Origin of the sequence: Sphingobium sp. DC-2, assembly GCF_000722555.1 — a bacterium.
Lineage (GTDB): Bacteria > Pseudomonadota > Alphaproteobacteria > Sphingomonadales > Sphingomonadaceae > Sphingobium > Sphingobium quisquiliarum.
The window spans coordinates 183,284-206,715 of sequence record NZ_JNAC01000057.1 but is presented as its reverse complement, the minus strand read 5'-3'; the positions used below and the strand labels follow the sequence as shown (position 1 = coordinate 206,715).

Genomic DNA, 23,432 nt, shown 5'->3' with positions numbered 1-23,432 from the left:
CATGAGTTCGATGCTGAGCCATGTGCGGGCGATCGCCGACACGATGGTCACCTCGCCCGCCCATGCCAAGGCGCGCACGGCGATCATCGATATCGGGTCGAACAGCGTCCGCCTGGTCGTTTATGACGGGCCGCGCCGCATCCCCTTCATCCTCTTCAATGAAAAGGTGATGGCGGGGCTTGGCGCCTCGCTTGGGCGGACGGGTCAGATCGAGCCGGAAGCTATGGAGCGGGGGCTGCGCGCCATCGGCCGCTTCGCCCATCTATGCCGCGACATGGATGTGCGCGACGTGCGCTGCGTCGCCACCGCAGCCGTGCGCGATGCCGCCAACGGGCAGGAATTCATCCGCCGCGCCAAGGCCATGGGCCTGGATGTCGAACTGCTGTCGGGCGCGCAGGAGGCGATCGCCGCGGGCTATGGCGTGCTGTCGGGCATACCGGCGGCGGACGGCATCGTCGGCGACCTGGGCGGCGGCAGTCTGGAGCTGGCGCGGGTGAAGGACGGGGCCGTGCATGAGACCGTGTCCCTGCCGCTGGGCGTGCTGCGCCTGCCGCAGATCCGCGCCAAGGGGCCGGGCGCGCTGGAACGCTGCGTCAAGAAGATGCTGGCAAAGGCCGATCCGGTCATCGAAACCGGCCTGCCATTCTACCTCGTCGGCGGGTCATGGCGCGCGCTTGCCCGCTTCGACATGCAGTTGACCAACTTCCCGCTGCCCGTGGTCCATCAATATGCGATGACGGCGAGCCGGGCGGAGCAACTGACCCGCATCGTGTCCCATGTCGGGCGGGCGCGGTTGAAGGACATTCCCGCCATCACGGGATCGCGCGTTCCAACCTTGCCCGACGCCGCCGCTTTGCTTTCGGTGGTCGTGCGGCAGCTCAAGTCGAGCGAGTTGATCGTGTCCGCCTACGGCCTGCGCGAGGGGCTGCTGTTCGAGGATTTGCCGCCCGACATCCGCGCCCACGACCCGCTGCTCGTCGCTGCCGAGGCGGAAGGAGAGGCGCAGGGCCGTTTCGCGGGACATGGCGACATGATCGACCGCTGGATCGCGCCCCTCTTTCTGGACGATGACGGCGCATGGCGGCGCATCCGCCGCGCGGCCTGCCTGCTGGCCGATGTGGGCTGGCGCGCCAATCCGGATTTCCGCGCCGAACGCGGGGTGGAAATCGCTCTCCATAGCAATTGGGTCGGCATCACGGCGGCGGAACGGGCCATGCTGGCGCAGGCGCTGCACAGCAATTTCGGCGGCGGAGCGGCGGTTCCGGCGGCGATCGAGGGGCTGGCTTCCCCCGCCGCGTTGAAGCGCGCCGCGCTCTGGGGCCTTGCGATCCGGCTTGGGCAGCGGCTGTCGGGCGGCGCCGAAGGGCCGCTGCTTGCCTCCAGGCTGGAACTGGTTGCGGATACGCTGGAACTCCGGCTGCGCGGGGCTGATGCGGACCTGTTCGGCGAGGCGGTCGAGCGGCGGCAGCGGACCCTGGCGCAGGCCATGGGCGTCAAATATCGCATCGCCTGGTGAAGATTTCGCGCGCGGAAGCGCAAAGAAATTCCAGCGGGGATAGAGAATGCCAGCTCCGCCCCTGCAAAACTTGCCCCTGCCCCCATAAGGGCTTATGCGCGCGCGCATGAACGATAAGCACGCCCCCGATCCCGCGCTCCTCGCGAAGGCCGAAACACTGGTCGAGGCGCTGCCTTACATGCAGCGATATGCGGGCCAGACCTTCGTCGTCAAATATGGCGGCCACGCGATGGGCGACCCGGAAGCGGCGCGCAACTTCGCCGAGGATGTGGTGCTGATGAAGGCGGTCGGCATCAATGTCGTCGTTGTCCATGGCGGCGGTCCGCAGATCGGCGCGATGCTCAAGAAGCTGGGCGTCGAATCGCGCTTCGTGAACGGCCTGCGCGTCACCGACCGGGAAACCGCGCAGATCGCCGAAATGGTGCTGGCCGGGTCCATCAACAAGGAAATCGTGAGCTGGATTTCCGGCGCTGGCGGCAAGGCCGTGGGCATTTCAGGCAAGGATGGCGGCCTGGTCCTGTGCGAGAAGGTGGGCGGCAGTCGCGCGCCCGATCCCAATTCGGGGATCGAGCGCAATGTGGACCTGGGCTTTGTCGGCGATCCGGTGAAGGTCGACCGCAGCATCCTCGACACGCTGTCGGCCAGCGGCATCATTCCCGTCGTCGCGCCGGTGGGCATCGGCGCGGACGGCGAAACCTATAATGTCAACGCCGATACGATGGCGGGCGCGATCGCCGCGGAATTGCGGGCCTCGCGCTTCTTCCTGCTGACCGATGTGGCGGGCGTGCTCGACAAGCAGGGGCAGTTGCTGACCGATCTTGACCCGGCGGCGATCAAGCTGTTGCAAGAGGACGGCACGATCAGCGGAGGCATGATCCCGAAGCTGGAAACCTGCGTGAAGGCCGTGGAGGGCGGGGTGGACGCCGCCGTCATCCTCGATGGCCGGGTTCCGCATGCGATGCTGCTGGAAATCTTCACCAGGCGCGGCGCTGGCACGCTGGTGCGACGGTAAACCGGCGAAGGACAGGAGCGCGCTGCTCAATTTGAGCGCCCTCTTCCGTAACCAACGAAAAGCGCAAGCTGCCTTCTTGTCGCAGGGTCCCTGCCTCGGCTAAAGCACCGGCAACCAAATCGGAGACCGCATGGCCTACGCGCTCTATCAGATCATCGTCATCCTGCTCGATGTGCTATGGTGGATCATCATCATTCAGGCGATCATGAGCTGGCTGATCGCCTTCAACGTCATCAACACTTCCAGCGATCTCGTCCGCACCGTGATCATCGCGCTCGATCGAATGACGGCGCCCATCTACAATCCCATACGCCGCGTCATGCCTGATCTTGGCGCGCTCGACCTGTCGCCCATGGTCGTGCTTCTCGCCATCCTGATCATCCGCCAGGCCGTCCTGCCGCCGCTTTTCGGACTGGTGTGAGTGTCTGGAGCAGGGACGGGGGCGACCTGATCCTGGCCATCCGCCTGACGCCCGGCGCGACGCGGGAAGAGGTGGGCGGCCGGTGGACAGATGAAAAGGGGGCGGAGTGGCTGTCCGCCCGCGTCCGCGCTGTCCCGGAAAAGGGCAAGGCCAATGCCGCGCTCATCGCCCTGCTGGCAAAGCGGCTGGATTGGCCCCGCAGCGCGATTTTTCTGGAATCAGGCGACACCAACCGGCTAAAGCGGCTTCGAATAAAGGGTGGCGGCGACGCGTTGGCGCTAGAGCATTTCCAGGTCAGATGGCATCATCTGACGGATGGCGGAATGCGGCAATGACGGCGTCGCGGCTCTCCATCATCATCAAGGAGCGGGTTGAGGCAGTATGACCATCGGCAAGATCATCGACGGCAAAGCTTTCGCCGCAGGGCTGCGCGGCCGTGTCGCGGAAGGCGTGGCGCGCTTCGTCAAGCAGACCGGACGCAAGCCGGGGCTTGCCGTGGTGCTGGTCGGTGAGGACCCGGCCAGTGCCGTCTATGTCCGCAACAAGGGCAAGATGACGGTCGAGGCGGGCATGGAAAGCCTGGAGTTCAAGCTGCCCGCCAGCATCGGAGAGGAAGAGTTGCTGGACCTGGTCGAGGAACTGAACGCCGACGAAAGGGTCGACGGCATCCTGGTGCAGTTGCCTCTGCCCGATCACATCGACGAAGCGTCGGTGATCGCCGCGATCGATCCGGCCAAGGATGTGGACGGGTTCCATGTCGTCAATTCCGGGCGGCTGGCGACGGGGCAGAAGGCGCTGGTGCCCTGTACGCCGCTGGGCTGCATCATGCTGCTGAAGGATGAGCTTGGCGACCTGACCGGCATGGAGGCGGTGGTCGTCGGCCGGTCCAACATCGTGGGCAAGCCTATGGCGCAGTTGCTCCTCGCTGAAAACTGCACCGTTACCATCGCGCACAGCCGCACCCGCGACCTGGCGTCGGTCGTCCACCGCGCCGATATCGTGGTCGCTGCCGTGGGCCGTGCGGAGATGGTGAAGGGCGAATGGATCAAGCCGTGCGCGACCGTGATCGATGTCGGCATCAATCGCGTAACCGATACCGAAGACGGGAAGGCGCGGATCGTCGGCGATGTCGCCACTGCCGAAGCGCTGGCCCATGTCCGGGCGATCACGCCGGTGCCGGGCGGCGTCGGGCCGATGACCATCGCTGTCCTGCTCCGCAACACGCTTGTCGCCGCCCATGCCCGCGCCGGGCTCGCCAAGCCGGAGGAGCTGTGAGGGCAGGGCGCGCCGCTCTGCTGGCGGTGGGGCTACTTTCGCTCACCGCCGCACGGCCGCCCATGCGCTACCAGCCCGATCCGAGTTCGGTGTTCGCCGCTGAACTCGCCTTCAACCGGCTCGCGCGCGAAAAGGGCCAGTGGACCGCCTTCCGCGAAACCGCGGCCGAAGACGCCATAATGTTCGTGCCGCAGCGCGTGCTGGCCAAACAATGGTTGAAGGGCCGCGCCGATCCGCCCCGGCCCGCCGCATGGACGCCGTCCACCATCTATGTGTCCTGCGATGGCACCCTTGCCGCTTCGACGGGCAACTGGACCCAGCCGGACGGAACAGCGGGCTATTTCACCACATTGTGGCGGCGGGACAAGAAGGGCCAGTGGAAATGGATCGCCGCTCATGAGGACAGGCTGGCCGCGCCGCGCATGACATCGGATTTTCTGATGGGCAAGGTGGCAAGCTGCAAGCCTCGGCAGCGAGGTGCGCAGGGTGTACCGCCGCCTGCCGACGACAGCCTGACCTGGAGTGCGGACGCCGCTGCTGACGGCAGCCGCCGGGTCACCGTGCGCATGTGGAACGGCAGCGGCTATGACATGGTGATCGACGACCGCGTGGCGGCACCCGGCCAATGACGGAGCTGTTCATCTCCGCCTTTGTGACGCTGTTCGTGGTTATCGATCCGCCCGGTTGTGCGCCGATCTACGCCAGCCTGACCACCGGCGCGTCCGCTGCGCAGCGCCGCGCCATGGCGATCCGCGCCGTCGCCATTGCGACTGCCATCCTCCTGGTCTTCGCGCTGTGGGGCAAGCAGTTGCTGGGGCTGCTGGGCATTGCGCTGGACAGCTTCCGCATCGCTGGCGGCATCATGCTGTTCATCATTGCGATGGACATGGTGTTCGAAAAGCGCACCCAAAGGCGCGAGGACCGGGCGCACAAGATCGCGGAAACGCCGGAGGTGGAGGATGTGTCGGTCTTCCCCATGGCGATGCCGATGATCGCCGGCCCCGGCTCCATCGCGACGGTGATGCTGCTCATGTCCCGCGCCGAGGGGCTTGGCGAGCGGCTGATCGTGATGGGCGCGGTGCTTTCGACATTGGCGCTGATGCTGGCGTCGCTGCTCGCGGCCGGGCCGCTCATGGCGCTGCTGGGCACTAAGATCGAGGCGGTGATCACCCGTCTGCTAGGCGTGCTGCTCGCCGCCCTTGCCGCCCAGTTCGTGATCGACGGCCTGAACGCGAGCTTCTGAAACCTCCGTTCCCCCTGAGCGAGGTCGAAGGGCTCCACCGGACGCAGTGAGGTGTCCTCGCCTCCGCTCAGCCGGACAGGGGGCGGAACCGGCGAGCCCCGGTCCCGCCAATCCCTTACGACCTGACGTCGCTTTCCGTAACCGGCGCGATCTTGATTTCCACGCGGCGGTTGCTCGCCTTGCCCTCTTCGGTGGCGTTCGACGCGATCGGCTGGGTTTCGCCAAAGCCGCGCGTCGCGATGCGCGCTGACTGGACGCCATGGGTAGTCAGATAATCCGCCACAGACTGGGCGCGCCGTTCCGAAAGGGCTTGGTTATAGGCGTCCGTGCCATCGCTGTCGGTGTGGCCGTAAACGTCGATATAGGTTTTGGGATATTGCGCCAGCACCGACGCCACATCGTTCAGCGTCGGCTGGAACTGCGGCTGCACGGCGGCGCTGTCATAGCTGAAGGTGATGCCCGAAGGCATGCGGAGGACCAGATTGTCGCCGTCGCGGATCACGTCCACGCCACTGCCCGCCGTTTCCTCGCGCAATTTGCGTTCCTGTGCGTCCATATAAGCGCCGATGCCCGCGCCAGCGACCGCGCCGATGCCCGCGCCCAGGATTTTTTCCGTCCGGTCGCGACGCCCGCCGACCAGGTCGCCCAGCAGATATCCGCCCAGCGCGCCGCCTATGCCGCCGATCGCCGCTTTCGATATCTGGCGCTGGCCCGTGTTCGGGTCGGTGGTGCAGGCAGCGGTCCCCAACATGGCCACCACCCCCGCTGCCCCCATGATGCGATGAGAAATCCTCATTCTTTCCATTCCCTTATAGACTTGCGCCGAAAGACGCGGCTGGGTTCCCAATCGTCCAGAAGGCTGATTGTTCCACGACCGAACTGAACGGCGGATGAGGGGGTGGTTGTGAAACTGCAAGAAACAGGGTTATAGGGCGTAGCTGACCGCCATGGCCATGATCCCCCCACATGCTCCCACGCCCTTTCCCTGGGCCGACCTTGTCATCATCCTTGCGCTGGTGGCGTTGAACGGCGTCTTCGCCATGTCCGAACTGGCGATCGTATCCGCGCGGCGGCCGCGCTTGCAGGCGATGGAGAAGGCCGGTCGCCGCGGCGCGCGTACCGCTCTGGAGCTTGGCAGTGATCCCGGCAAATTCCTGTCCACGGTGCAGATCGGCATCACGCTGATCGGCATCGTCGCGGGCGCTTATTCCGGGGCGAGTCTTGGCGGACCTGTCGGGGAACGGCTGCAAGGCTTGGGCCTCAGCCCCAACATGGCCGAAAATCTGGGTTTCGCGCTGGTGATCGGCCTCACCACCTACGCGTCGCTGATCATCGGCGAATTGGTGCCCAAGCAGTTCGCCCTGCGCGCGCCCGAGTCCATCGCCGTGCTCGTCGCCACGCCGATGCTGTGGCTGGCGAAGATCACCGCGCCTATTGTCTGGGTGCTGGACGGATCGAGCGCGCTGATCTTCCGCCTGTTGCGGCTGAACCGCGAATCGGATCAGCAGGTGACGGCCGAGGAGTTGCACCTGATCGTTGCCGAAGCCAGCCGGTCTGGCGTCATCGAGGAAAGCGAGCGCGCGATCATTTCCGGCGTGGTCCGGCTGGCTGACCGGCCGGTGCGGGAGATCATGACGCCGCGCATGGATGTGGACTGGATCGACGTTCAGGCCGATGAGGACACGATCCGCGCCCGCCTGCTGCAAACGCCGCATACGAGGCTGCCGGTAGGACGGGGCACGGTCGAGGATATCATCGGCGTCGTGCAGGCGCGCGACATCATGACGGCGCTGTTCCGGGGCGAAGTGCTCAATCTGGAAGCGCTGATGCGCCGGGTGGAAGTGGTGCCCGATCAGGTCGACGCCATGGACGCGCTGGAAGTGCTGCGCCGCGCCGATGTGCCGATGGTCATGGTGCATGACGAATATGGCCATTTCGAAGGGATCGCGACCCCGGCCGACCTGCTTTCAGCCATTGCCGGTCATTTCGTGTCCGACCGCGACCTGCATGAGGAACCGGACGTTGTCGAACGCGAGGACGGCAGCCTGCTCGTTTCGGGGCAGATGCCGGTCGACCTGCTGGCGGAGCGTATCGGGCTCGAACTGCCGGATGACCGCGACTACGCCACTGTTGCGGGACATGCGCTTTGGCTGCTCAAGCGCCTGCCCGAAGTCGGCGACTTCGTGGACGATCAGGGCTGGCGGTTCGAGATTGTGGACATGGACGGGCGCAAGATCGACAAGCTGCTCGTGGCGGAGCGTTGATGGGCGCGGGGGTTTGGCTTGCGGCTCAAAGAAAAGCCGACTGAGGTTTAGCCCTGCCCTGCTAATGATAAATCGGTCGTGATAGCCAGATCTGACGGAGGAACTGTCTCCTGCCTCCGCAACAGCATGTAGCTTCCATGGGCCCTTGATCCACAAATTGAGAGCAAACGAAGCAGAGGTGACCTCGCGTTCGAGGGTGGTTTTCCGTTCGAATAATCCTCCCCATCGAATGGGGAGGGGGACCAGTCGCAGGCTGGTGGAGGGAAATGCCCCAAGGATCAACAAAAAGCATCAGGCGCGGCAACAGGTGCCGCGCCTGACAAAACTCAACCCCGGAAAACTACCGCCCGATTACTTTCCGGTCGCCGGTGCGGCCGGGCCGCCAGCAGGGGCTGCATTGGCGGGCGCCTGGCCCTCCACGCTTGCCGCCGCATTGGTGGCATTCGCGGCGGCTTCGCCCGGCGTGGCGCTCGCGTCGGCCGGAGCGGCGTCGGCGGCGGGCAGGGGCAGGTTCGACCCCTGCGTGTTCATCCATGCGATCAGGTTCGCGCGATCCGCCGGACTGCCAAGGCCCGCAAAGGTCATCTTGGTGCCGGGCGCGAATTCACGCGGGCTTTCCAGCCAATGGTCCAGATTTTCGAAGGTCCAGGTGCCGCCCTTGCTCTTGAGCGCGTCGGAGAAGGCGAAGCCCGCCTTGCCCTTGCCGATTTCCTCGCCGACCGTGGCGTACAGATTGGGGCCGATGCCGTTCGCGCCACCCTGATTGATCGTATGGCAAGCCGCGCATTTCGCGAAAACCTTCTCGCCCGCCGCAATATCGGCGCTGGCGAGCAGCGTGTTGAGGCCAGGCCCCGCAGCGCCGCCTTCACCCTCCGCTTCCACGCCTTCGATGGCGTAGCCCATTTTTTCGGGCCGTTCGGCATGATAGAATTTCGAACTGACGATGCCGCCGCCCAGCGCAATGATCCCCGCGAACAACGCCCAGCCTGCAACGGTGTTGAAACGATCGCCCATTCGCTCGGATTCCCTTGACTTTCTGTTCTGGCGGCTTGGATTCCGCGCCCCCTTTAGCGCGCTGCCATAATGGCGCAAGTGCGAACGCGCAAGCCGGGTTGAAGGGGCAGACGCCCGCTTTTGGCCTTGCAGCGCCTCTCCCACGCTTGCGCGCGCGCGCAGGAGTGCCTAAGCGCGCTCGCGTCCATGGAAAACTATCCCGCCCCCGCCCGCGTCATCGTCGCGGAAATGGCCGCGAAGGCCGCGCTCGATCCCGCCCGTGCCGTCGCCTATCAGGGCGCGCCGGGCGCGAACTCGCATCTTGCCGCCTTGGGCTATGCGCCCGATTGCGTGCCGCTGCCCTGCTTTGCGTTTGAGGATGCGATCGATGCGGTGCGGTCCGGCCAGGCGGCCCGGGCGGTTATCCCCATCGAAAACAGCCTGCACGGCCGCGTTGCCGACATGCATTTCCTGCTGCCCGAATCGGGATTGCACATCATCGACGAATATTTCCTGCGCATCCGCCACTGTCTGATGGCGGTGGACGACACGCCGGTAAAGAGCGCGATCAGCCATCCGCAAGCGCTGGGCCAGTGCCGCCACTATCTGCGCGAACGGGGTATCCAGCCGGTCGCCTATGCCGATACGGCGGGCGCGGCCGCGCTGGTGGCCGAAGCGCGCAAGCCGGGGGAGGGCGCCATCGCCCCCTATCTGGCGGCTGAACTATACGGCCTTCGTCTCGTCGCGGAGAATATCGAGGATAGCGACGACAATATGACCCGCTTCCTGGTGCTGGCGCGCGAACCGGCCATGCCCCAGCCCGGCATCGGCCCGGTCATGACGACATTCCTGTTCGAGGTGAAGAACGTCCCTGCCGCGCTCTACAAGGCGATGGGCGGCTTCGCGACCAATGGCGTCAACATGACCAAGCTGGAAAGCTATCAGCGGGGCGCAAGCTTCGCGGCGACCGAGTTCTTCTGCGATATCGAGGGGATGCCGGGCGACCCGGCGGTCGACCGCGCGCTCGCTGAACTGGAATTCCACAGCAAATGGGTCCGCATCCTGGGCAGCTACCGTCAGGCGCGCCCGCGCACCTAGGCTCGCGCGCATCCGCCTTCCGCAATCGGGAAAGCGTGGCTATAGGGGGGCATGGCCGCGGCTCTGATCCCGTCCGCTCTGTTGATGAGCGCTATCGTCGCTGTTCGCTACCTTCTTTCCAGCGGCGGTTTCGCGCTGGCGACCCGCGTCCGCAAGCCGGGCCTCTACAGTGGCCTGCGGCGTCAGATCGGCCGGGAAATCGGCTGGTCGATGGTGGCGGCGCTGATCTACGGCGTGCCCGCTGGCGTGGTCGCTTGGGGCTGGCAGGCGCATGGATGGACCCGCATCTATAGCGATGTCCATGCCTTCCCGCTCTGGTATCTGCCGCTTTCGGTGCTGCTCTATCTTGCCGCGCACGATAGCTGGTTCTACTGGACCCATCGCTGGATGCACCAGCCGCGCCTGTTCCGTATCGCCCACGCCGTCCACCATGCCAGCCGTCCGCCCACGGCCTGGGCGGCGATGAGCTTCCATCCCTGGGAAGCGGTTACGGGCGCGATCGTCATCCCGCTGCTGGTCTTCCTCATCCCCATCCATGTCGCGGCGCTGGGGGTGGTGCTGACGATCATGACCGTGATGGGTGTGTCCAATCATATGGGCTGGGAGATGTTTCCGCGCTTCATGGTGCATGGCTGGGCGGGAAAGTGGCTGATCACCGCCAGCCATCATCAGCGCCATCACGATCTCTACACATGCAATTACGGCCTGTATTTCCGTGTCTGGGACCGGCTTTGCGGCACCGACAAAGGGCTAGGCAGCTTCAAGGGGGAGAAGGTTTGAAGGTTCGGCTTGCCGTCGTCACGGGTCTGTTGCTTGCCGCCGCAGCGCCAGCGGATCAGTCCCAGCCGCTCAGCCTCAGCCTGCAAGGCCTGCGTTCGGCCAAGGGGCAGGTCCTGGTCTGCATCACGCGTCAGGCGCGCTATTTCCCCGATTGCAGCGATGATCCGGAGCGGCGGCACATGACGGTCCCGGCGACGGAGCAGGCGACCTTCCTCGGCTCGCTTCCGCCGGGCGAATATGGCCTTGCGGTCATTCACGACGAAAATGGCAATGGAAAGCTCGACACATTCGCGGGCATACCGCGCGAAGGCGTGGGATTTTCCCGTAATCCGCCTATCCGCTTTGGCGCGCCCAGCTTCCGGTCGGCCTTGTTCCCGGTATCCGGCAGCGCGGTGCGGCAGGAGGTGAAGGTCAAATATTTCCTCTGACCCATGTTAACCGGAACTGTGTTGGCATCGAAACATTTTAGCGTTCAGCTTTTTATCAGGGAAACAGGGGACTTCATGAACCATCGTCATTTTCTTGCCGCCGCGTCGTGCCTGGCGGCGGCCGCCATGACCGTACCGGCTCTCGCGCAGGAGGACAGCAACTCGCTTACGGTCGGCATCGGCGCGGCAGTGATCCCCAGCTATGAAGGATCGGACGATTATCGCGTCATCCCGATTCCCCAGTTGCGCGGCAAGGTCAGCGACTTCGCCTTCTGGACGCGCGGCCCCGGCCTCTATTTCGATGCGATCCCGAATACGGACCCCAACGGCCTCGACTTTCAGCTTGGGCCGGTGGTGACCGCCCGATTCGACCGGTCGGGCCTCAAGAATATCAAGGATGACGCCGTGCGCGCGCTTGGCAAACGCGACGTCGCGATCGAGGTGGGCGGCTTCGCGGGGATCGGCAAGACCGGCGTCTTCACCAGCGCCTACGACAATCTTTCGGTGCGCGTCGCCGTGACGAAGGATGTGGCGGGCGCGCATAAAAGCTATGTCGTGACCCCGGCGATCGAATATTTCACGCCGCTTTCGACCCGCAGCTTCGTCGGGTTGGGCGTGTCAGCCGACTATGTCGGCAAGCGCTATGGCCGCTATTATTACGACATCGACGCGGCGGATGCGCTTGCTTCGGGTCTTCCCGCTTATTCCGATGCAGGCAACAGCGCCGGGTTCAAGCGGGTGGGCGTCAACCTGACGGGCGGCGTGTCGCTGTCGGGCGATCTGCGCAAGGGCTGGGCGCTTTTCGCGCTGGGCGGCTATGCGCGCATGCTGGGCGATTATGGCGACTCGCCGGTGGTCAGCATCGCAGGCTCGCGCAACCAGTGGGCGGGCGCGGTCGGTATCGGCTACACCTTCTGATCGCTCCCTTGTGCCGGAAGGGTGACGCCCCACATATTGCGATGTATGGAGGCGGCACCCAACCGCATTGGCAGGAGACAGAAACGTGGCGACCTTAGGAATGAGCGACACCGATAAGGCAGCGGTGGAGGCGTTCCGCCGCGACGTTGTGGAACCTTCCCGCACCAGCCTGGTCATCGTTGATTTCTGGGCGGAATGGTGCGGCCCCTGCAAGCAGCTGACGCCCGTCATCGAAAAGGTCTGCGCCGATTATGCGTCCAAGGGCGTGAAGCTGGTCAAGATCAACGTCGATGAGAATAAGTTCATCGCCGCCCAGTTCCGCGTCCAGTCGATCCCGACCGTCTACGCCGTTTTTCAGGGTCAGCCGGTCGCCGACCTCAGCCAGGCGCGGACCGAAGGGCAACTGAAGCAATATCTCGACCAGTTGCTTGCCCAGCTTCCCGTCGCCTCGGACGAAAAGGCGCAGCTTGAGGAGATCGCGCCGCTGATCGCCATGGGCGAGGGGCTTCTGGCGGGAGGCGAGCATGAGCGCGCCTTGTCGGTATTCCAGCAGATCGCGCAGATGGTCCCGGACAATGCCGATGTTGCATCGGGCGAGGCGCGGGCGCTGGTCGCGCTCGCCCGGCTGGATGAGGCCGAGGCGGTTCTGGCGGCGCTCCCGGCTGATGTGGCGAAGGATCAGGCGATAGATCGCGCCCGCGCCGCTATCGCCCTGGCCCGCGATGCCAAGCCCGTGGCCGACCTGACCGGCGTGGAGGCGCGCGTCGCCGCTGACCCGGACGATCAGGAGGCGCGGTTCGAACTGGCGGGCGGGTTGATGGCCAATGGCGATCGCGACCGGGCGGCGGAGGAATATCTGGAGATGATCCGCCGCGATCGCGGCTGGAATGACGGTGCGGCGCGCGCGCAATTGCTCAAGCTGTTCGAGGCGACGGGTCTGGAAGACCCATGGGTCGCGGCGCAGCGGCGGAAATTGTCCCAGATCCTCTTTTCCTGACGGCTGCGGCGGTGAACCGCGCCCGCGTTTCCATATTCCCGCTGGCGGGGGCCTTGCTCCTGCCGGGCATGGAACTGCCGCTCCACATTTTCGAGCCGCGCTACCGGGCGCTCATCCATGACGCGATGGCGCGCGACCGGCGCATCGGCATGATCCAGCCGCGCGGTGACGGGCCAAGGCCTGCACTGTTCGACATGGGGTGCCTTGGCCACATCAGCCATATCGAGGCGCTGGAGGATGGCCGGTTCAACATCGTCCTCAGGGGCCTTGCGCGGTTCCGCGTCATCCGCGAACTGGATGTCGCCACCGCCTTCCGCCAGATCGAAGCGGATGTGGAGCAGGCGCCGGAGGATGAGGTGCTGGCGGCGGTGGAGCGCGCCGCGATCGAGCAGGAATCGCGCCGCTTTGCCGAAGCGCTTGGTTATGTGGTGGACTGGACCGCCGTATCGCGGCTGGACGATATGTCGCTGGTCAACGGCATAGCGCAGGTCGCGCCGTTCGACCCTGCGGCCAAGCAGACGCTGCTGGAGGCGGACAGCCTGCGCGAGCGTTCGGAACGCATCATCCAGTTGATGCAGATCGTCGGCCGCATCGAACGCGATGGCGGAGCGACGATGCAATGAGCCGGGCACTTGATCCCGCGCTGTTGGCGAAGCTGGTGTGTCCGGTCACGCGGACGCCCTTACGGTGGGACCCGGAGCGGTCGGAACTCATCTCCGACGCGGCGGGTCTTGCCTTTCCCGTGCGCGATGGCGTTCCTGTTCTGGTGGTGCGCGAGGCGAGGGATCTGTCAGACTAAAATCCTCCTTACCGATAGAGAGAGGATTTAGTCCGGCGACCAGTAGAAAAGGCCAGCTTCGTTTCCGAAGCCGGCCTCCTCCGCGACCCGATAGGCTTTTTAGAATTTGAACTCCAGGCGAGCATAATAATAGCCGCCCGACGTGCCGTAGGGGCCATGGCCGTAGTAGCTGTTATAGCTGCCCGAACCGTTGATGTAGGGAGAAACGCCCGCCCCCACAGGGACATCGTCTCCCAGCAGCTTGGGGATTTCGGGGCGCTTGTCGAACAGGTTGTTGGCGCCGATCGCGAAGGTCACATGATCGGTGAAGTCATAGCTCGCCTCCAGGTCGGTGATCGCCGTCGCCTTCACAACGCCGTTGAAGTAGAGCTGGCTTGCACCGCCTGCGCCGTCCCCGATCAGGAAACCGCCATCGGGTAGCGCGCCAGCGATCGTGCGCGCGTTGAAGGCGGGCCGCACCAGGACGCTGGTCTTGCCGTAGAAGGTTTCGCGCAGGTTGAGCGTGAACCCGCCGCTCTTGAACAGGGCGTTGGCGACGACCTTATAGTCCGGATTGGACCGTTCGATATTGCTTTCCGACGCCGCGTTGAAGATCGGATAGCCGACCTTGTTGTCCGTGATCTTCGTCTTGTTATAGTTGGCGGTCAGCGACAGGTTCAGCGTCCCGAAGTCCAGCGCCACCGGATAGCTTGCGGAAAAGTCGATGCCCCAGGTCCGCGTGTCGATGCCGTTGGTGAAGCTGGACACGCCGATGGTGCCGTCGGTGAACAATGCGCTGTCGAGCACGATGCCAGCCGCGCTCAGGGCGTTCAGAATGTCCGCGCCACCCGCCTGCGGCACGCCGTTCAGCACGGCGTTGCGCGCCGCCGTCCCGGTGATGCGGTCCTTGATCTTGATAAGATAGCCATCAACCGTGACCGCCAGCTTGGGCACCGGCCGCAGCACGATACCGGCGGAGAAATTCTTCGACTTTTCCGCCTTCAACGATCCGAAGCCCAGCAGTGCGGCGGCCGGGGTGCCTGCGGGAAGCTGCGCGATGGCGCTGGTCGGGCCGACATTGATGGTCGAATATTTCTGTTCGGCGAGCGTGGGAGCGCGGAAGCCGGTGCTGGCCGTGCCCCGGATGGCGATGGCGGGCGAGAAGTCGTATCGCGTCGTCACCTTCCAGATCGCGGTATCGCCAAAATCCGTATAATCTTCATAGCGTCCGGCAAGATCGACGCTCCAGCCATCCACCGGCTCGCCGATCAGGTTGGCGTAGACCGCCTTCGAACTGCGCTGGAAATCGCCTGCGTCGGACGCCTTGTAGCCGGGGAAGGACTGGACGCCGGTCTTGTAGGTCGAAACGGCGTCGCCCTGAAGGATTTCATATTCGTCCTTCCGGTACTCGCCCCCGAACGCGAAGGTCAGCGGAGAAGCCATGCCGGCATCGAATTCTTTGCGGATGTCGGTCGTAATGGTCGTCTGCGCCAGCTTGAACCCGCCGTCATAGGCGCTGCTGGGCGTGATCGCACGGGCGACGCCGCCTGCGGCAAAGCTTTCCTGCCACAATTCGCGATGCGCTGACTGTTCGGTGTAGATGCTGTCCTTCTGCGCGCCATAGGTGCCGCTGATGTCATAGTTCCAGCCGCCGCCAAACTCGCCCTTGGCGCCCACGGTGAAGCTATATTCGTCCTCGACGACATGCTGCAACGGAACCATGCCATAGATGCCGGTGTCGCTGTAGCAGATGCTGGGATCGTAGGGCGCCGGGGTCACGCTGCCGCCCAGATTGCCCGCTTCGTAGCAGATGCGCTTGGGATGGCGGTAGCCTTGCTTGGCCCAGCCTTCGCGGCGGGCATAGTCGCCGAAGCTGTACAGTTCGACGCCGCCGAAATCATAGCCCATATTGTAGAAGCCGAGCGTCAGCTTCGTGCGGGGCTGGCCGCCATTGATCCCCGACAGGGCGTCGCCGGTCAGGTTTGACCATTGGGCCGGGGCGTTGGGTTGCAGCGATCCGTCGCGTTGCGTCACCTGCACCTGGCCTTCGCCCACGGTCGTATAGTCCTGCCGCCTGTGGAACAGGGTCAGGTTGAAGAAGCCGTCCTCGCCCAGCTTGAAGCCCATGTTGCCGGATGCGGAGAAAAGCTCGCCCTCGCTGTCATAATGCTGGCCGCCGGTGATCTTGAAGGTGCCGCCTTCGTCCTGGTCCTTGAGGATGAAGTTGATGACGCCCGCGATCGCGTCGGTGCCGTAGACGGCCGCCGCGCCTTCCTGAAACACTTCGACGCGCGCCACGGAGTCCGGCGGGATCAGGTCGATGCTGGGCGCGGCCGAGCCCTGGAACGCGCCGGAAATCACCTGAAGGATGCCGTTGCCGTGGCGGCGCTTGCCGTTGACCAGCACCAGCGTGTGATTGGGGCTAAGGCCGCGCAGCCGGGCGGAAAGAGAGAAGCTGGAAAGGTCGGTGCCCTGCGTCTGCGCGGTGAAGCTGGGGACGAGCTGCGTCAGCACCTGGTTGAGGTTGGGCTGGCCGACATGGCTGATCGCCTCTTCGCTCAGCACCTGGATCGGCGCGGCGCTTTCGGCGGCCTGCATGCCGGTGGCGCGGGTGCCGGTGACGATGATGGCCGATCCCTCGTCGGCCTGCGGTGCTTGCGCCGCCTCCTGTGCAACCGCGCAAGCGGACCAGGAGGAAGCCAGAACAAGAGAAAGTCGAAGTGCAGATAATCGTTTCATCTATTGCCCCCTGCTTATGCGTTATCGTGCAGTGGGGGAAACGGAGAAGGTCTGAAAAGCCGCTATTGCGCCGCACAATTTTTCAGATTTATGAAGTTGTTTTCACAGGATTACTATCGAACTCGCCCAAGGATATTATAGCTTGCATGTGCTCTGCAATTGAGAAGCGCGCAACATGCCTGCGCACTTTGCATGCGCCGAAAATAGTGGGTTTCCGGCGCTTGTTCGTTTTGGCGATACCTTACGTTTAAACACAAGTTCAGCATGACGGAGCAGGGGCGAGTGGATTCCGTCAGGACTCCAGCGCCGCCGCGATCAGATCCCGGCCTTCCTTGCTGTTCCAGTCCAGCGCGCCGACGACCCGCGCCATTTCCTTGCCCTGCCGGTCGTACAGCACGCTGGTCGGCAGCATGCCGGTGGCGAAGTGGAAGCCGAACTGGTTTTCGGGATCGGTCCAGCCTTGCAGGTTCGGCAGCTTATGCTTGGCGAAGAAGGGCTTGACCACGCTTTCGCCCTGGCTGTCCTGCGATATGGTCAGCACGGCCAGGCCGTCCTTCTTATAAGCCTTGGCCAGGCTGTCGAGCGTCGGCATTTCAGCGACGCAAGGCGCGCACCATGTTGCCCACAGGTTCACCAGCACTGGCTTGCCCGCGAAATCCTGCAACGCCGCGTCCTTGCCGTCCGGCCCGGTGAAGGAAAAATCCGGGGCGGCGGCGCCCGCCTTCGAACGGTCGATCGTATAGCTGAACACGCCCTTCGCGCTTTGCGAAGCGCCCGTCGCCTCGCCGCTTGCCGCCGGGATTTGCGCGCTGCTATTGGCTTGACCTTGCCCAGGAGGCGGCGATTGCCTATCGCACGCGCCAAGGCCAGCCAGCAGGAGCAGTGTCATTACGCAGGGCAAAGTTGATCGGGGCGGGGAAGTTCGCAACGAAGGCTCCAACAGCATGTGGGGCGGACGCTTCGCAGCGGGCCCGGCTTCGGTCATGCGCGAGATAAATGCCTCCATCCCGTTCGACAAGCGATTGTGGAAGCAGGACATCGCCGGATCGAAGGCGCATGTCGCGATGCTGGCGAAACAGGGCATCGTCAGCGGCGAGGACGCGCAGGCGATAACCGCCGGGCTGGACAGGATCGCGGCCGAATATGAAGCCAATGGCGTGCCCGTGAACCTGGACCTGGAAGATATCCACATGGTCACGGAATCGCGCCTCGCCGAGCTGATCGGCCCGGCAGCGGGACGGCTGCACACCGCCCGGTCGCGCAATGACCAGGTGGCGACCGACTTCCGCCTGTGGGTGCGCGACGCGATCGACGAGGTGGAGGCGGGGCTCGATGCGCTCCAGCAGGCGCTGCTTGCGCGCGCGGAGGAGCATGCCGATGCCGTCATGCCCGGCTTCACCCACCTTCAATCCGCGCAGCCCGTGACGCTGGGCCATCACCTGATGGCCTATCATGAGATGGTCCGCCGCGACCGCAGCCGCTTCGCCGATGCGCGCACGCGGCTGAACGAATGCCCGCTGGGCGCGGCCGCGCTCGCCGGAACCGGCTTTCCGATCGACCGCCACGCCACGGCGGCGGCGCTGGGTTTCGCCAAGCCGACCGACAACAGCCTCGACAGCGTGTCCGACCGTGACTTCGCGCTCGACTATCTGATGGCGGCCACCCAGTGCAGCCTGCACCTTTCGCGCCTGGCCGAGGAGTTCATCATCTGGGCGAGCCAGCCGTTCGGCTTCGTCAAGCTGCCTGACGCCTATTCCACCGGCAGTTCGATCATGCCGCAGAAGCGCAATCCCGATGCCGCCGAGCTGGTGCGCGGCCATGCCGGGCGCATCATGGGCTGCATGAACGCGCTGTGCGTCACGATGAAGGGCCTGCCGCTCGCTTATTCGAAGGACATGCAGGACGACAAGCCGCCGGTGTTCGAGGCGCATGACCTGCTGGGCCTCAGCATCGCCGCGATGACCGGCATGATCGAGACGGTGACGTTCCGCACCGATCGCATGCGTGGCCTTGCGGAAAGCGGCTTCGCCACCGCCACCGACCTCGCCGACTGGCTGGTGCGCGAAGCCAATGTGCCCTTCCGCGAGGCGCATCACATCACCGGCCGCGCGGTGGCGGCGGCGGAGAGCGCGGGCACGCCGCTGGCCGACCTGCCGATCGAAACGCTGAAAGCCATTGACGCCCGGATTGATGAGCGCATCTATGCGGTGCTGACGGTCGATGCATCGGTCGCCAGCCGGAAAAGCCATGGCGGCACCGCGCCCGATCAGGTGCGGGCGCGCATCGCGCAGGCTCGAAAGGACAGGCAGGCATGAGGACCGGCATCCTCCTTCGCGGCATAGGCTTCGCCATGCTGCCGCTCGCCTTGGCGGCATGTGGCGGGCGTCAGCCGCTGAAGCCTATTGAGGGGCAGAAGATGCCTGCCGTGCCGGTGGGCGCCGCCGCAGCGCCGACCGCGCAGGAACTGATGACGCCTTCCATCCAGGCGCGGCCCGAACGCACCGTCGACCTGCTGACCAATTCACGCGTCCGGGAGGATGATCCCTTCGATCTGCCGCCCGAAAGCCAGCCCTGACCAGACCCGCTAGGACAAGAGAGCCTTGGACCATTTCGATTATGTGAACGGCGCCATGCATGTGGAGCAGGTGCCGATGACGGAGATTGCGGAGGCCGTCGGCACGCCCGTCTATATCTATTCCACCGCCACGCTCACCCGCCATGTCGGCGTGTTCCGCGAAGCCTTGTCGCGCCTTGCCGATCCGCTGATCGCTTTCGCGGTCAAGGCGAATCCCAATGGTGCGGTGCTGGCGACGCTGGCAAAGCTGGGACTCGGCGCGGACGTGGTGTCGGGCGGCGAGTTGCTGCGTGCCATCGCTGCGGGCATTCCGGCCAGCCGCATCGTCTTTTCCGGCGTCGGCAAGACGGCCGGGGAGATGCGTCTGGCGCTGGAACATGGCATCTACCAGTTCAACCTGGAAAGCGAGCCGGAAGCGGAGATGCTGTCCGAAGTCGCGCTGTCCATGGGCAGACAAGCTCCCGTCGCCTATCGCATCAACCCGGATGTCGATGCAGGCACCCATGCCAAGATTTCGACCGGCAAGTCGGAGAACAAGTTCGGCATTCCCTATGACCGCGCGCTGGAAAGCTATGCCGCCGCGCGCGATCTGCCGGGCCTCGACGTGCAGGGGGTCGCTGTCCATATCGGTAGCCAGTTGACGGACCTTGCGCCGCTGGAAGCCGCCTTCGTCAAGGTCGGCGCACTCATCGGTCAGTTGCGCGCTGCGGGGCATGACATCCGTACCGCCGACCTGGGCGGCGGCCTTGGCGTGCCTTATGATCCCTCGCTTCCCATTCCGCCGCTTCCCGCCGCCTATGGGGAGATGGTGACGCGCGTGACCAGCGGCTGGAATGTCCGCCTGATGTTCGAGCCGGGGCGAGTCATCGTCGGCAATGCGGGCGCGCTGCTGTCCCGCGTGGTGCGCGTGAAGCAGGGCGCGCAGGCTCCCTTCGTCATCGTCGACGCGGCGATGAACGACCTGATGCGCCCCAGCCTTTACGACGCATGGCACGACATCCGCGCCGTCAACCCGGTCGGGAAACGCGCGACCGCCAATGTGGTGGGGCCGGTCTGCGAAACCGGCGACACTTTCGCCATGCACCGCGACATGGACGTGGTGCAGGCGGGCGATCTGGTCGCCTTCATGACGGCGGGCGCCTATGGCGCGACCATGGCGGGCACCTATAACAGCCGTCCGCTGACGCCGGAGGTGCTGGTTTCGGGCGGCAAATGGGCGGTCGTTCGCGCCCGCCCGCCGATCGAGGCGCTGATCGAGGCGGACAAGATCCCCGACTGGGTGCGCGACTGATGCACAGCCTGCCCGTCTTCCTGACGTTGAAGGGCAGGCCCGTCATCCTGACCGGAGCAGGGGAGGCGGCGGACGCCAAGCGCCGCCTGCTCGAACGCGCGGGCGCCCGCATCGTGGCGGAGGAGGATGAGGCCGCGATCGCCATCGTCGCCGACGGGGACGAGGCGACGGCCGCCCGGCTCCGCGCGCGCGGCGTGCTGGTGAATGCGACTGACCGGCCGGACCTGTGCGACTTCACCCTGCCCGCGATCGTCGACCGGGCGCCCGTGCTGATCGCCATCGGCACCGGCGGCGCGTCTGCTGGCCTTGCCAAGGCGCTGCGCCAGCGGTTCGAGGCGTTGTTGCCGCAACGGCTGGGCGCGCTCGCCACGGCCCTTTACGGCATGCGATCGGCCATAAGGGCGCGCTGGCCGGATGCAGCCGCGCGCCGCCGCGCCATTGACGCGGGCCTCAGCCCCGGCGGCATGATCGACCCGTTCAGCGATAATGCGGCGGACGCCCTGCCGCTGTGGCTGGAGCGACAGCACGATATCGCCGCCTCCCGCTTCGTTCGCATGCGCCTCTTGTCCGGCGACCCTGATGACCTCACGCTGCGTACCGCCCGCCTGCTGGGGGAGGCCGACCGCGTCTATCATCACCCCGCTGTGCCGCCCGCCATACTGGATCGCGCACGCGCCGACGCCGCCCGCATCCCTGCCGCCGCCCCGCCCGCCGATCCGGGCGAGGGGCTGTCGCTCTGGCTGGACCTGCCGCGATGAGCCGCGTCTTCATCAGCGATGGCATCAGGGCGCGGGAAATCACCCTGGACGCTTTCTGTGCCCAGACCGGCGATGCGCCGTTCAGCTGGGTGCATGCGGACGGGTGGAAAGAGGATGCGCGCGCCGTCGCCTCCCGCTGCGACCACATGCCGGAGGCCGCGCTTTCCGCCTTGCTCGCTCAGGAAACCCGTCCGCGCTGCACGATCATGGGGGGAGGGGCGCTCGTCAATCTGCGCGGGCTCAGCATGATGGACGATCCCACTGGCGATGCCCTCGTGTCGATCCGCTTGTGGGCCGAACATGCGCGCGTCATCTCCGTAAGCTACCGCCCTCTTGCCGCGCTCGATCCGGTGATCGCGTGCATGCTGGCCGGGAAAATCCACGATCCGGGCGACCTGATCGCGGAGCTATCCCGCCAGATCACCGAAGCGCTCGATCCCGAAGTTGCCGAGCTTGGCGACAGTCTGGACGAGATTGAAAGCGGCATGGGCGAAAGCACGGCGGCCGAAGTGCGCCGTCAGGTGTCCGGCATTCGCGCTACGGCGATCAGCTACCGCCGTTTCATCGCGCCGCAGCGGCAGGCGCTGGAGCGGCTATCGCTGGCGGAAACGGTCTGGCTGGAGCCTGACGACCGCCTGCACCTTCAGGAAGCGGCGGACCGCTGCGCCCGCATGGCGGAGGAGCTGGAGGCGGTGCGCGAGCGTTCGGCCCTGGCGCATGAAGAACTGACGGACCTGCGCGCCGAACAGATGAACCGGCAGGCGCTGATCATCTCCATCGTCGCTCTGGTGTTCCTGCCGCTGACATTCCTGACCGGCCTGCTGGGCATGAATGTCGACGGCATCCCCTATGCGCATGAGCCATGGGCCTTTTGGGGCGTGGTGGGCGTATGTGCGCTGATGGCGGTGGCGATCAGCGGCTGGTTCGTCGCGACGCACTGGCTGCGGCGCTGACGTTTCCGTTCAGTTGCGCGCTGCGCTCAGCCGCGCGATTTCCTCGTGCAGCGCCTGTATGGAGGATACCAGCCGCGCGCGATCGGCCTGCATTTCGCGCAGCGCGTCGCGCGTCTCGCCCAGTTCCACCGCCCGCCGCGCGATCCGCGCGTCCAGCTCCGCATTGTGGCGGGCCAGCGCGCCGATCTGTTCGGCCCGGCCGCACAGATGGCGCAATTGCGCGTCCAGCACGTCGAAGTCGAACGGCTTGGCGATATGGTCGTCCGCGCCCGCCTTCAGCGCCTCCACGATGGACGCGCTGTCCTGCGTGCCGGTGATCATGACGAAGCTGGCGTTTCCGGCGAGGCCAGCCGCGCGGATCTTCTTCATGGCGGCGATGGCGGGCAGCTTCCTGATCCCCATGTCGATCAGGATGATGTCGACCGTCCGGCCGATCAGGCGGTTGAGCGCGGCAAAGCCATCCTCCGCCAGGATCACGTCATAATTCAGATGCGCCAGCCGCCGCGCGATGACCGCGCGCGCCGTCGCGTCTTCCTCGATCAGCAGCAGGCTGCGGCGGCGCGGCGGCCGTGCGCCGCTAAATTCATCGTGCGGCTGGCCCGTGGATTTGAAAAACGGCATGCGATCATCCTCCCTTACGGGCGATACAGCGACAGCGCCAAAAAATGGTTAATGGGCCATACCCGTCTGCTGCACCCCTTGCTCCGGCGCGTAGGCGCGCAGGAAGCAATCGACGGCAAAGGCCACGTCCGCGTCCATCTGCTCGCTGGCTGGTTTATCCAGCTGCCCCCAGATGATCTTCTGATAGCAACCCGACAGCGTCAGCGTGATCAGCGTGTGCGCCGCCCGCGCCGGATCGGCGTGGCGCAACTGGCCCCTCTCCATCGCCCCCAGCAGGAAACGGCCCAGCAGGGCGCGGGTATGCCGTGGCGCGAGATCGAAGAAAATCTCCCCCATCTTCGGCCATCGCCCCGCCTCGACCAGCGCCAGGCGGTGTAGCGCGACCGATTCGGGCATCGTCACCTGCCGCAGCAGATTGCTCGCGAAGCAGCGCAGCGTCGGCTCCAGTTCGCCGCTCTCGTCCAATATTCGGGCGATGCGCGCATGATAGGCGGCCGTCGCGCGGCGTAGGACGGCGGAAAATAATTCTTCCTTGTTCGGGAAGTAGTTCCAGAGCGTTCCCTTCGATCCGCCGAGCGTCGCGGCGATCGCCGACATGGTGGTCGCGCCATAGCCATGTTCCAGGAAATGGCGCTGCGCCACTTCCAATATGGCGTCCTGCCGGTCACGCCGGCGCGCCTCGCGGCGGCTGATCGCAGGGGGGGAAACAAGCTCCGTCATGAAATCGTACCATATAGTATGACAATTGGGTTGACTAGCTCCTGCATCGGGC

General features: G+C 65.3%; 26 protein-coding genes. 20 read left to right on the top strand and 6 right to left on the bottom strand.

The features are described 5' to 3' along the window. Position 1: 1 nt before the first annotated feature. From ET21_RS0113685 to ET21_RS0113655, 7 genes are all read left to right on the top strand, one after another. Entirely contained in the window at positions 2-1,516 is a 1,515-nt protein-coding gene (locus ET21_RS0113685; RefSeq protein ID WP_030540142.1) for a Ppx/GppA family phosphatase, read from the top strand. Positions 1,517-1,610: 94 nt separating this feature from the next. Beyond that, complete coding sequence (argB, locus tag ET21_RS0113680; protein ID WP_021238640.1) at positions 1,611-2,528, top strand: acetylglutamate kinase; 918 nt, start codon at positions 1,611-1,613, stop codon at positions 2,526-2,528. 130 nt (positions 2,529-2,658) lie between these two features. Further along, a complete protein-coding gene (locus ET21_RS0113675) occupies positions 2,659-2,949 on the top strand; it encodes a YggT family protein (protein ID WP_021238639.1) in 291 nt (96 codons plus the stop codon). Beyond that, complete coding sequence (locus ET21_RS0113670) at positions 2,946-3,284, top strand: DUF167 family protein (protein WP_021238638.1); 339 nt, start codon at positions 2,946-2,948, stop codon at positions 3,282-3,284. The genes ET21_RS0113675 and ET21_RS0113670 overlap by 4 nt, the downstream gene beginning before the upstream one ends. A 46-nt stretch (positions 3,285-3,330) precedes the next feature. Further along, on the top strand, positions 3,331-4,224 hold the full coding sequence (gene folD, locus ET21_RS0113665) for a bifunctional methylenetetrahydrofolate dehydrogenase/methenyltetrahydrofolate cyclohydrolase FolD (protein WP_030540140.1): 894 nt from the start codon (positions 3,331-3,333) through the stop codon (positions 4,222-4,224). Next, positions 4,221-4,853: a hypothetical protein gene (locus tag ET21_RS0113660; RefSeq protein ID WP_030540139.1), complete on the top strand. Its 633-nt coding sequence runs from the start codon at positions 4,221-4,223 to the stop codon at positions 4,851-4,853. The genes folD and ET21_RS0113660 overlap by 4 nt, the downstream gene beginning before the upstream one ends. Further along, positions 4,850-5,467 (top strand): MarC family protein, encoded by a 618-nt coding sequence (locus tag ET21_RS0113655; RefSeq protein WP_021238635.1) that lies wholly within the window; start codon positions 4,850-4,852, stop codon positions 5,465-5,467. The genes ET21_RS0113660 and ET21_RS0113655 overlap by 4 nt, the downstream gene beginning before the upstream one ends. Before the next feature lie 115 nt (positions 5,468-5,582). Here ET21_RS0113655 and ET21_RS0113650 read toward each other — a convergent pair whose 3' ends face one another. After that, positions 5,583-6,263 (bottom strand): OmpA family protein, encoded by a 681-nt coding sequence (locus tag ET21_RS0113650; RefSeq protein WP_030540138.1) that lies wholly within the window; start codon positions 6,261-6,263, stop codon positions 5,583-5,585. A gap of 151 nt (positions 6,264-6,414) precedes the next feature. Between ET21_RS0113650 and ET21_RS0113645 the strand changes: the two genes are divergently transcribed. Further along, on the top strand, positions 6,415-7,731 hold the full coding sequence (locus ET21_RS0113645) for a hemolysin family protein (RefSeq protein ID WP_021238633.1): 1,317 nt from the start codon (positions 6,415-6,417) through the stop codon (positions 7,729-7,731). A gap of 351 nt (positions 7,732-8,082) precedes the next feature. On the opposite strand, the gene ET21_RS0113640 is transcribed toward ET21_RS0113645, so the two are convergent. Beyond that, entirely contained in the window at positions 8,083-8,745 is a 663-nt protein-coding gene (locus ET21_RS0113640) for a cytochrome c family protein (RefSeq protein ID WP_030540137.1), read from the bottom strand. A gap of 186 nt (positions 8,746-8,931) precedes the next feature. Here ET21_RS0113640 and ET21_RS0113635 point away from each other — a divergent pair, with 186 nt between their 5' ends. The 7 genes from ET21_RS0113635 (at position 8,932) to ET21_RS0113605 (ending at position 13,744) form a co-directional block, all read left to right on the top strand. Next, a complete protein-coding gene (locus tag ET21_RS0113635) occupies positions 8,932-9,822 on the top strand; it encodes a prephenate dehydratase (RefSeq protein ID WP_021238631.1) in 891 nt (296 codons plus the stop codon). A gap of 51 nt (positions 9,823-9,873) precedes the next feature. Further along, on the top strand, positions 9,874-10,602 hold the full coding sequence (locus tag ET21_RS0113630) for a sterol desaturase family protein (RefSeq protein WP_030540136.1): 729 nt from the start codon (positions 9,874-9,876) through the stop codon (positions 10,600-10,602). Then, on the top strand, positions 10,599-11,030 hold the full coding sequence (locus ET21_RS0113625; protein ID WP_030540135.1) for a DUF2141 domain-containing protein: 432 nt from the start codon (positions 10,599-10,601) through the stop codon (positions 11,028-11,030). The genes ET21_RS0113630 and ET21_RS0113625 overlap by 4 nt, the downstream gene beginning before the upstream one ends. Before the next feature lie 75 nt (positions 11,031-11,105). Then, positions 11,106-11,948, top strand: coding sequence for a MipA/OmpV family protein (locus tag ET21_RS0113620; RefSeq protein ID WP_021238628.1), 843 nt, complete (start codon positions 11,106-11,108; stop codon positions 11,946-11,948). 85 nt (positions 11,949-12,033) lie between these two features. After that, positions 12,034-12,945: a tetratricopeptide repeat protein gene (locus ET21_RS0113615; protein WP_030540134.1), complete on the top strand. Its 912-nt coding sequence runs from the start codon at positions 12,034-12,036 to the stop codon at positions 12,943-12,945. 11 nt (positions 12,946-12,956) lie between these two features. Then, positions 12,957-13,568, top strand: a complete 612-nt coding sequence (locus ET21_RS0113610) for an LON peptidase substrate-binding domain-containing protein (protein ID WP_030540133.1) — start codon at positions 12,957-12,959, stop codon at positions 13,566-13,568. Further along, positions 13,565-13,744, top strand: a complete 180-nt coding sequence (locus ET21_RS0113605) for a Trm112 family protein (RefSeq protein WP_030540132.1) — start codon at positions 13,565-13,567, stop codon at positions 13,742-13,744. The genes ET21_RS0113610 and ET21_RS0113605 overlap by 4 nt, the downstream gene beginning before the upstream one ends. A gap of 99 nt (positions 13,745-13,843) precedes the next feature. On the opposite strand, the gene ET21_RS0113600 is transcribed toward ET21_RS0113605, so the two are convergent. Further along, positions 13,844-16,462: a TonB-dependent siderophore receptor gene (locus tag ET21_RS0113600; RefSeq protein WP_030540131.1), complete on the bottom strand. Its 2,619-nt coding sequence runs from the start codon at positions 16,460-16,462 to the stop codon at positions 13,844-13,846. Positions 16,463-16,754: 292 nt separating this feature from the next. Next, positions 16,755-17,351: a redoxin family protein gene (locus ET21_RS0113595; RefSeq protein ID WP_021238623.1), complete on the bottom strand. Its 597-nt coding sequence runs from the start codon at positions 17,349-17,351 to the stop codon at positions 16,755-16,757. Positions 17,352-17,406: 55 nt separating this feature from the next. Here ET21_RS0113595 and argH point away from each other — a divergent pair, with 55 nt between their 5' ends. The 5 genes from argH to ET21_RS0113570 are packed head-to-tail and all read left to right on the top strand — an operon-like array spanning position 17,407 to position 22,039. After that, a complete protein-coding gene (gene argH, locus ET21_RS0113590; protein ID WP_030540130.1) occupies positions 17,407-18,777 on the top strand; it encodes an argininosuccinate lyase in 1,371 nt (456 codons plus the stop codon). Then, complete coding sequence (locus ET21_RS0113585; RefSeq protein ID WP_021238621.1) at positions 18,774-19,037, top strand: hypothetical protein; 264 nt, start codon at positions 18,774-18,776, stop codon at positions 19,035-19,037. Before argH ends, ET21_RS0113585 begins: the two co-directional genes overlap by 4 nt. A gap of 25 nt (positions 19,038-19,062) precedes the next feature. Then, the gene (gene lysA / locus ET21_RS0113580) at positions 19,063-20,328 is read left to right on the top strand and encodes a diaminopimelate decarboxylase (RefSeq protein ID WP_021238620.1); all 1,266 of its coding nucleotides are present in this window, start codon (positions 19,063-19,065) and stop codon (positions 20,326-20,328) included. Further along, on the top strand, positions 20,328-21,086 hold the full coding sequence (locus tag ET21_RS0113575) for a bifunctional precorrin-2 dehydrogenase/sirohydrochlorin ferrochelatase (protein ID WP_030540128.1): 759 nt from the start codon (positions 20,328-20,330) through the stop codon (positions 21,084-21,086). The genes lysA and ET21_RS0113575 overlap by 1 nt, the downstream gene beginning before the upstream one ends. After that, entirely contained in the window at positions 21,083-22,039 is a 957-nt protein-coding gene (locus ET21_RS0113570; RefSeq protein WP_030540127.1) for a zinc transporter ZntB, read from the top strand. Before ET21_RS0113575 ends, ET21_RS0113570 begins: the two co-directional genes overlap by 4 nt. Positions 22,040-22,048: 9 nt before the next feature. Here the strand turns inward: ET21_RS0113570 and ET21_RS0113565 are convergent, their stop codons facing one another. Beyond that, a complete protein-coding gene (locus ET21_RS0113565) occupies positions 22,049-22,660 on the bottom strand; it encodes a response regulator transcription factor (RefSeq protein WP_021238360.1) in 612 nt (203 codons plus the stop codon). Positions 22,661-22,708: 48 nt separating this feature from the next. Further along, positions 22,709-23,380, bottom strand: coding sequence for a TetR/AcrR family transcriptional regulator (locus tag ET21_RS0113560; RefSeq protein WP_030540126.1), 672 nt, complete (start codon positions 23,378-23,380; stop codon positions 22,709-22,711). Positions 23,381-23,432: the final 52 nt, after the last annotated feature.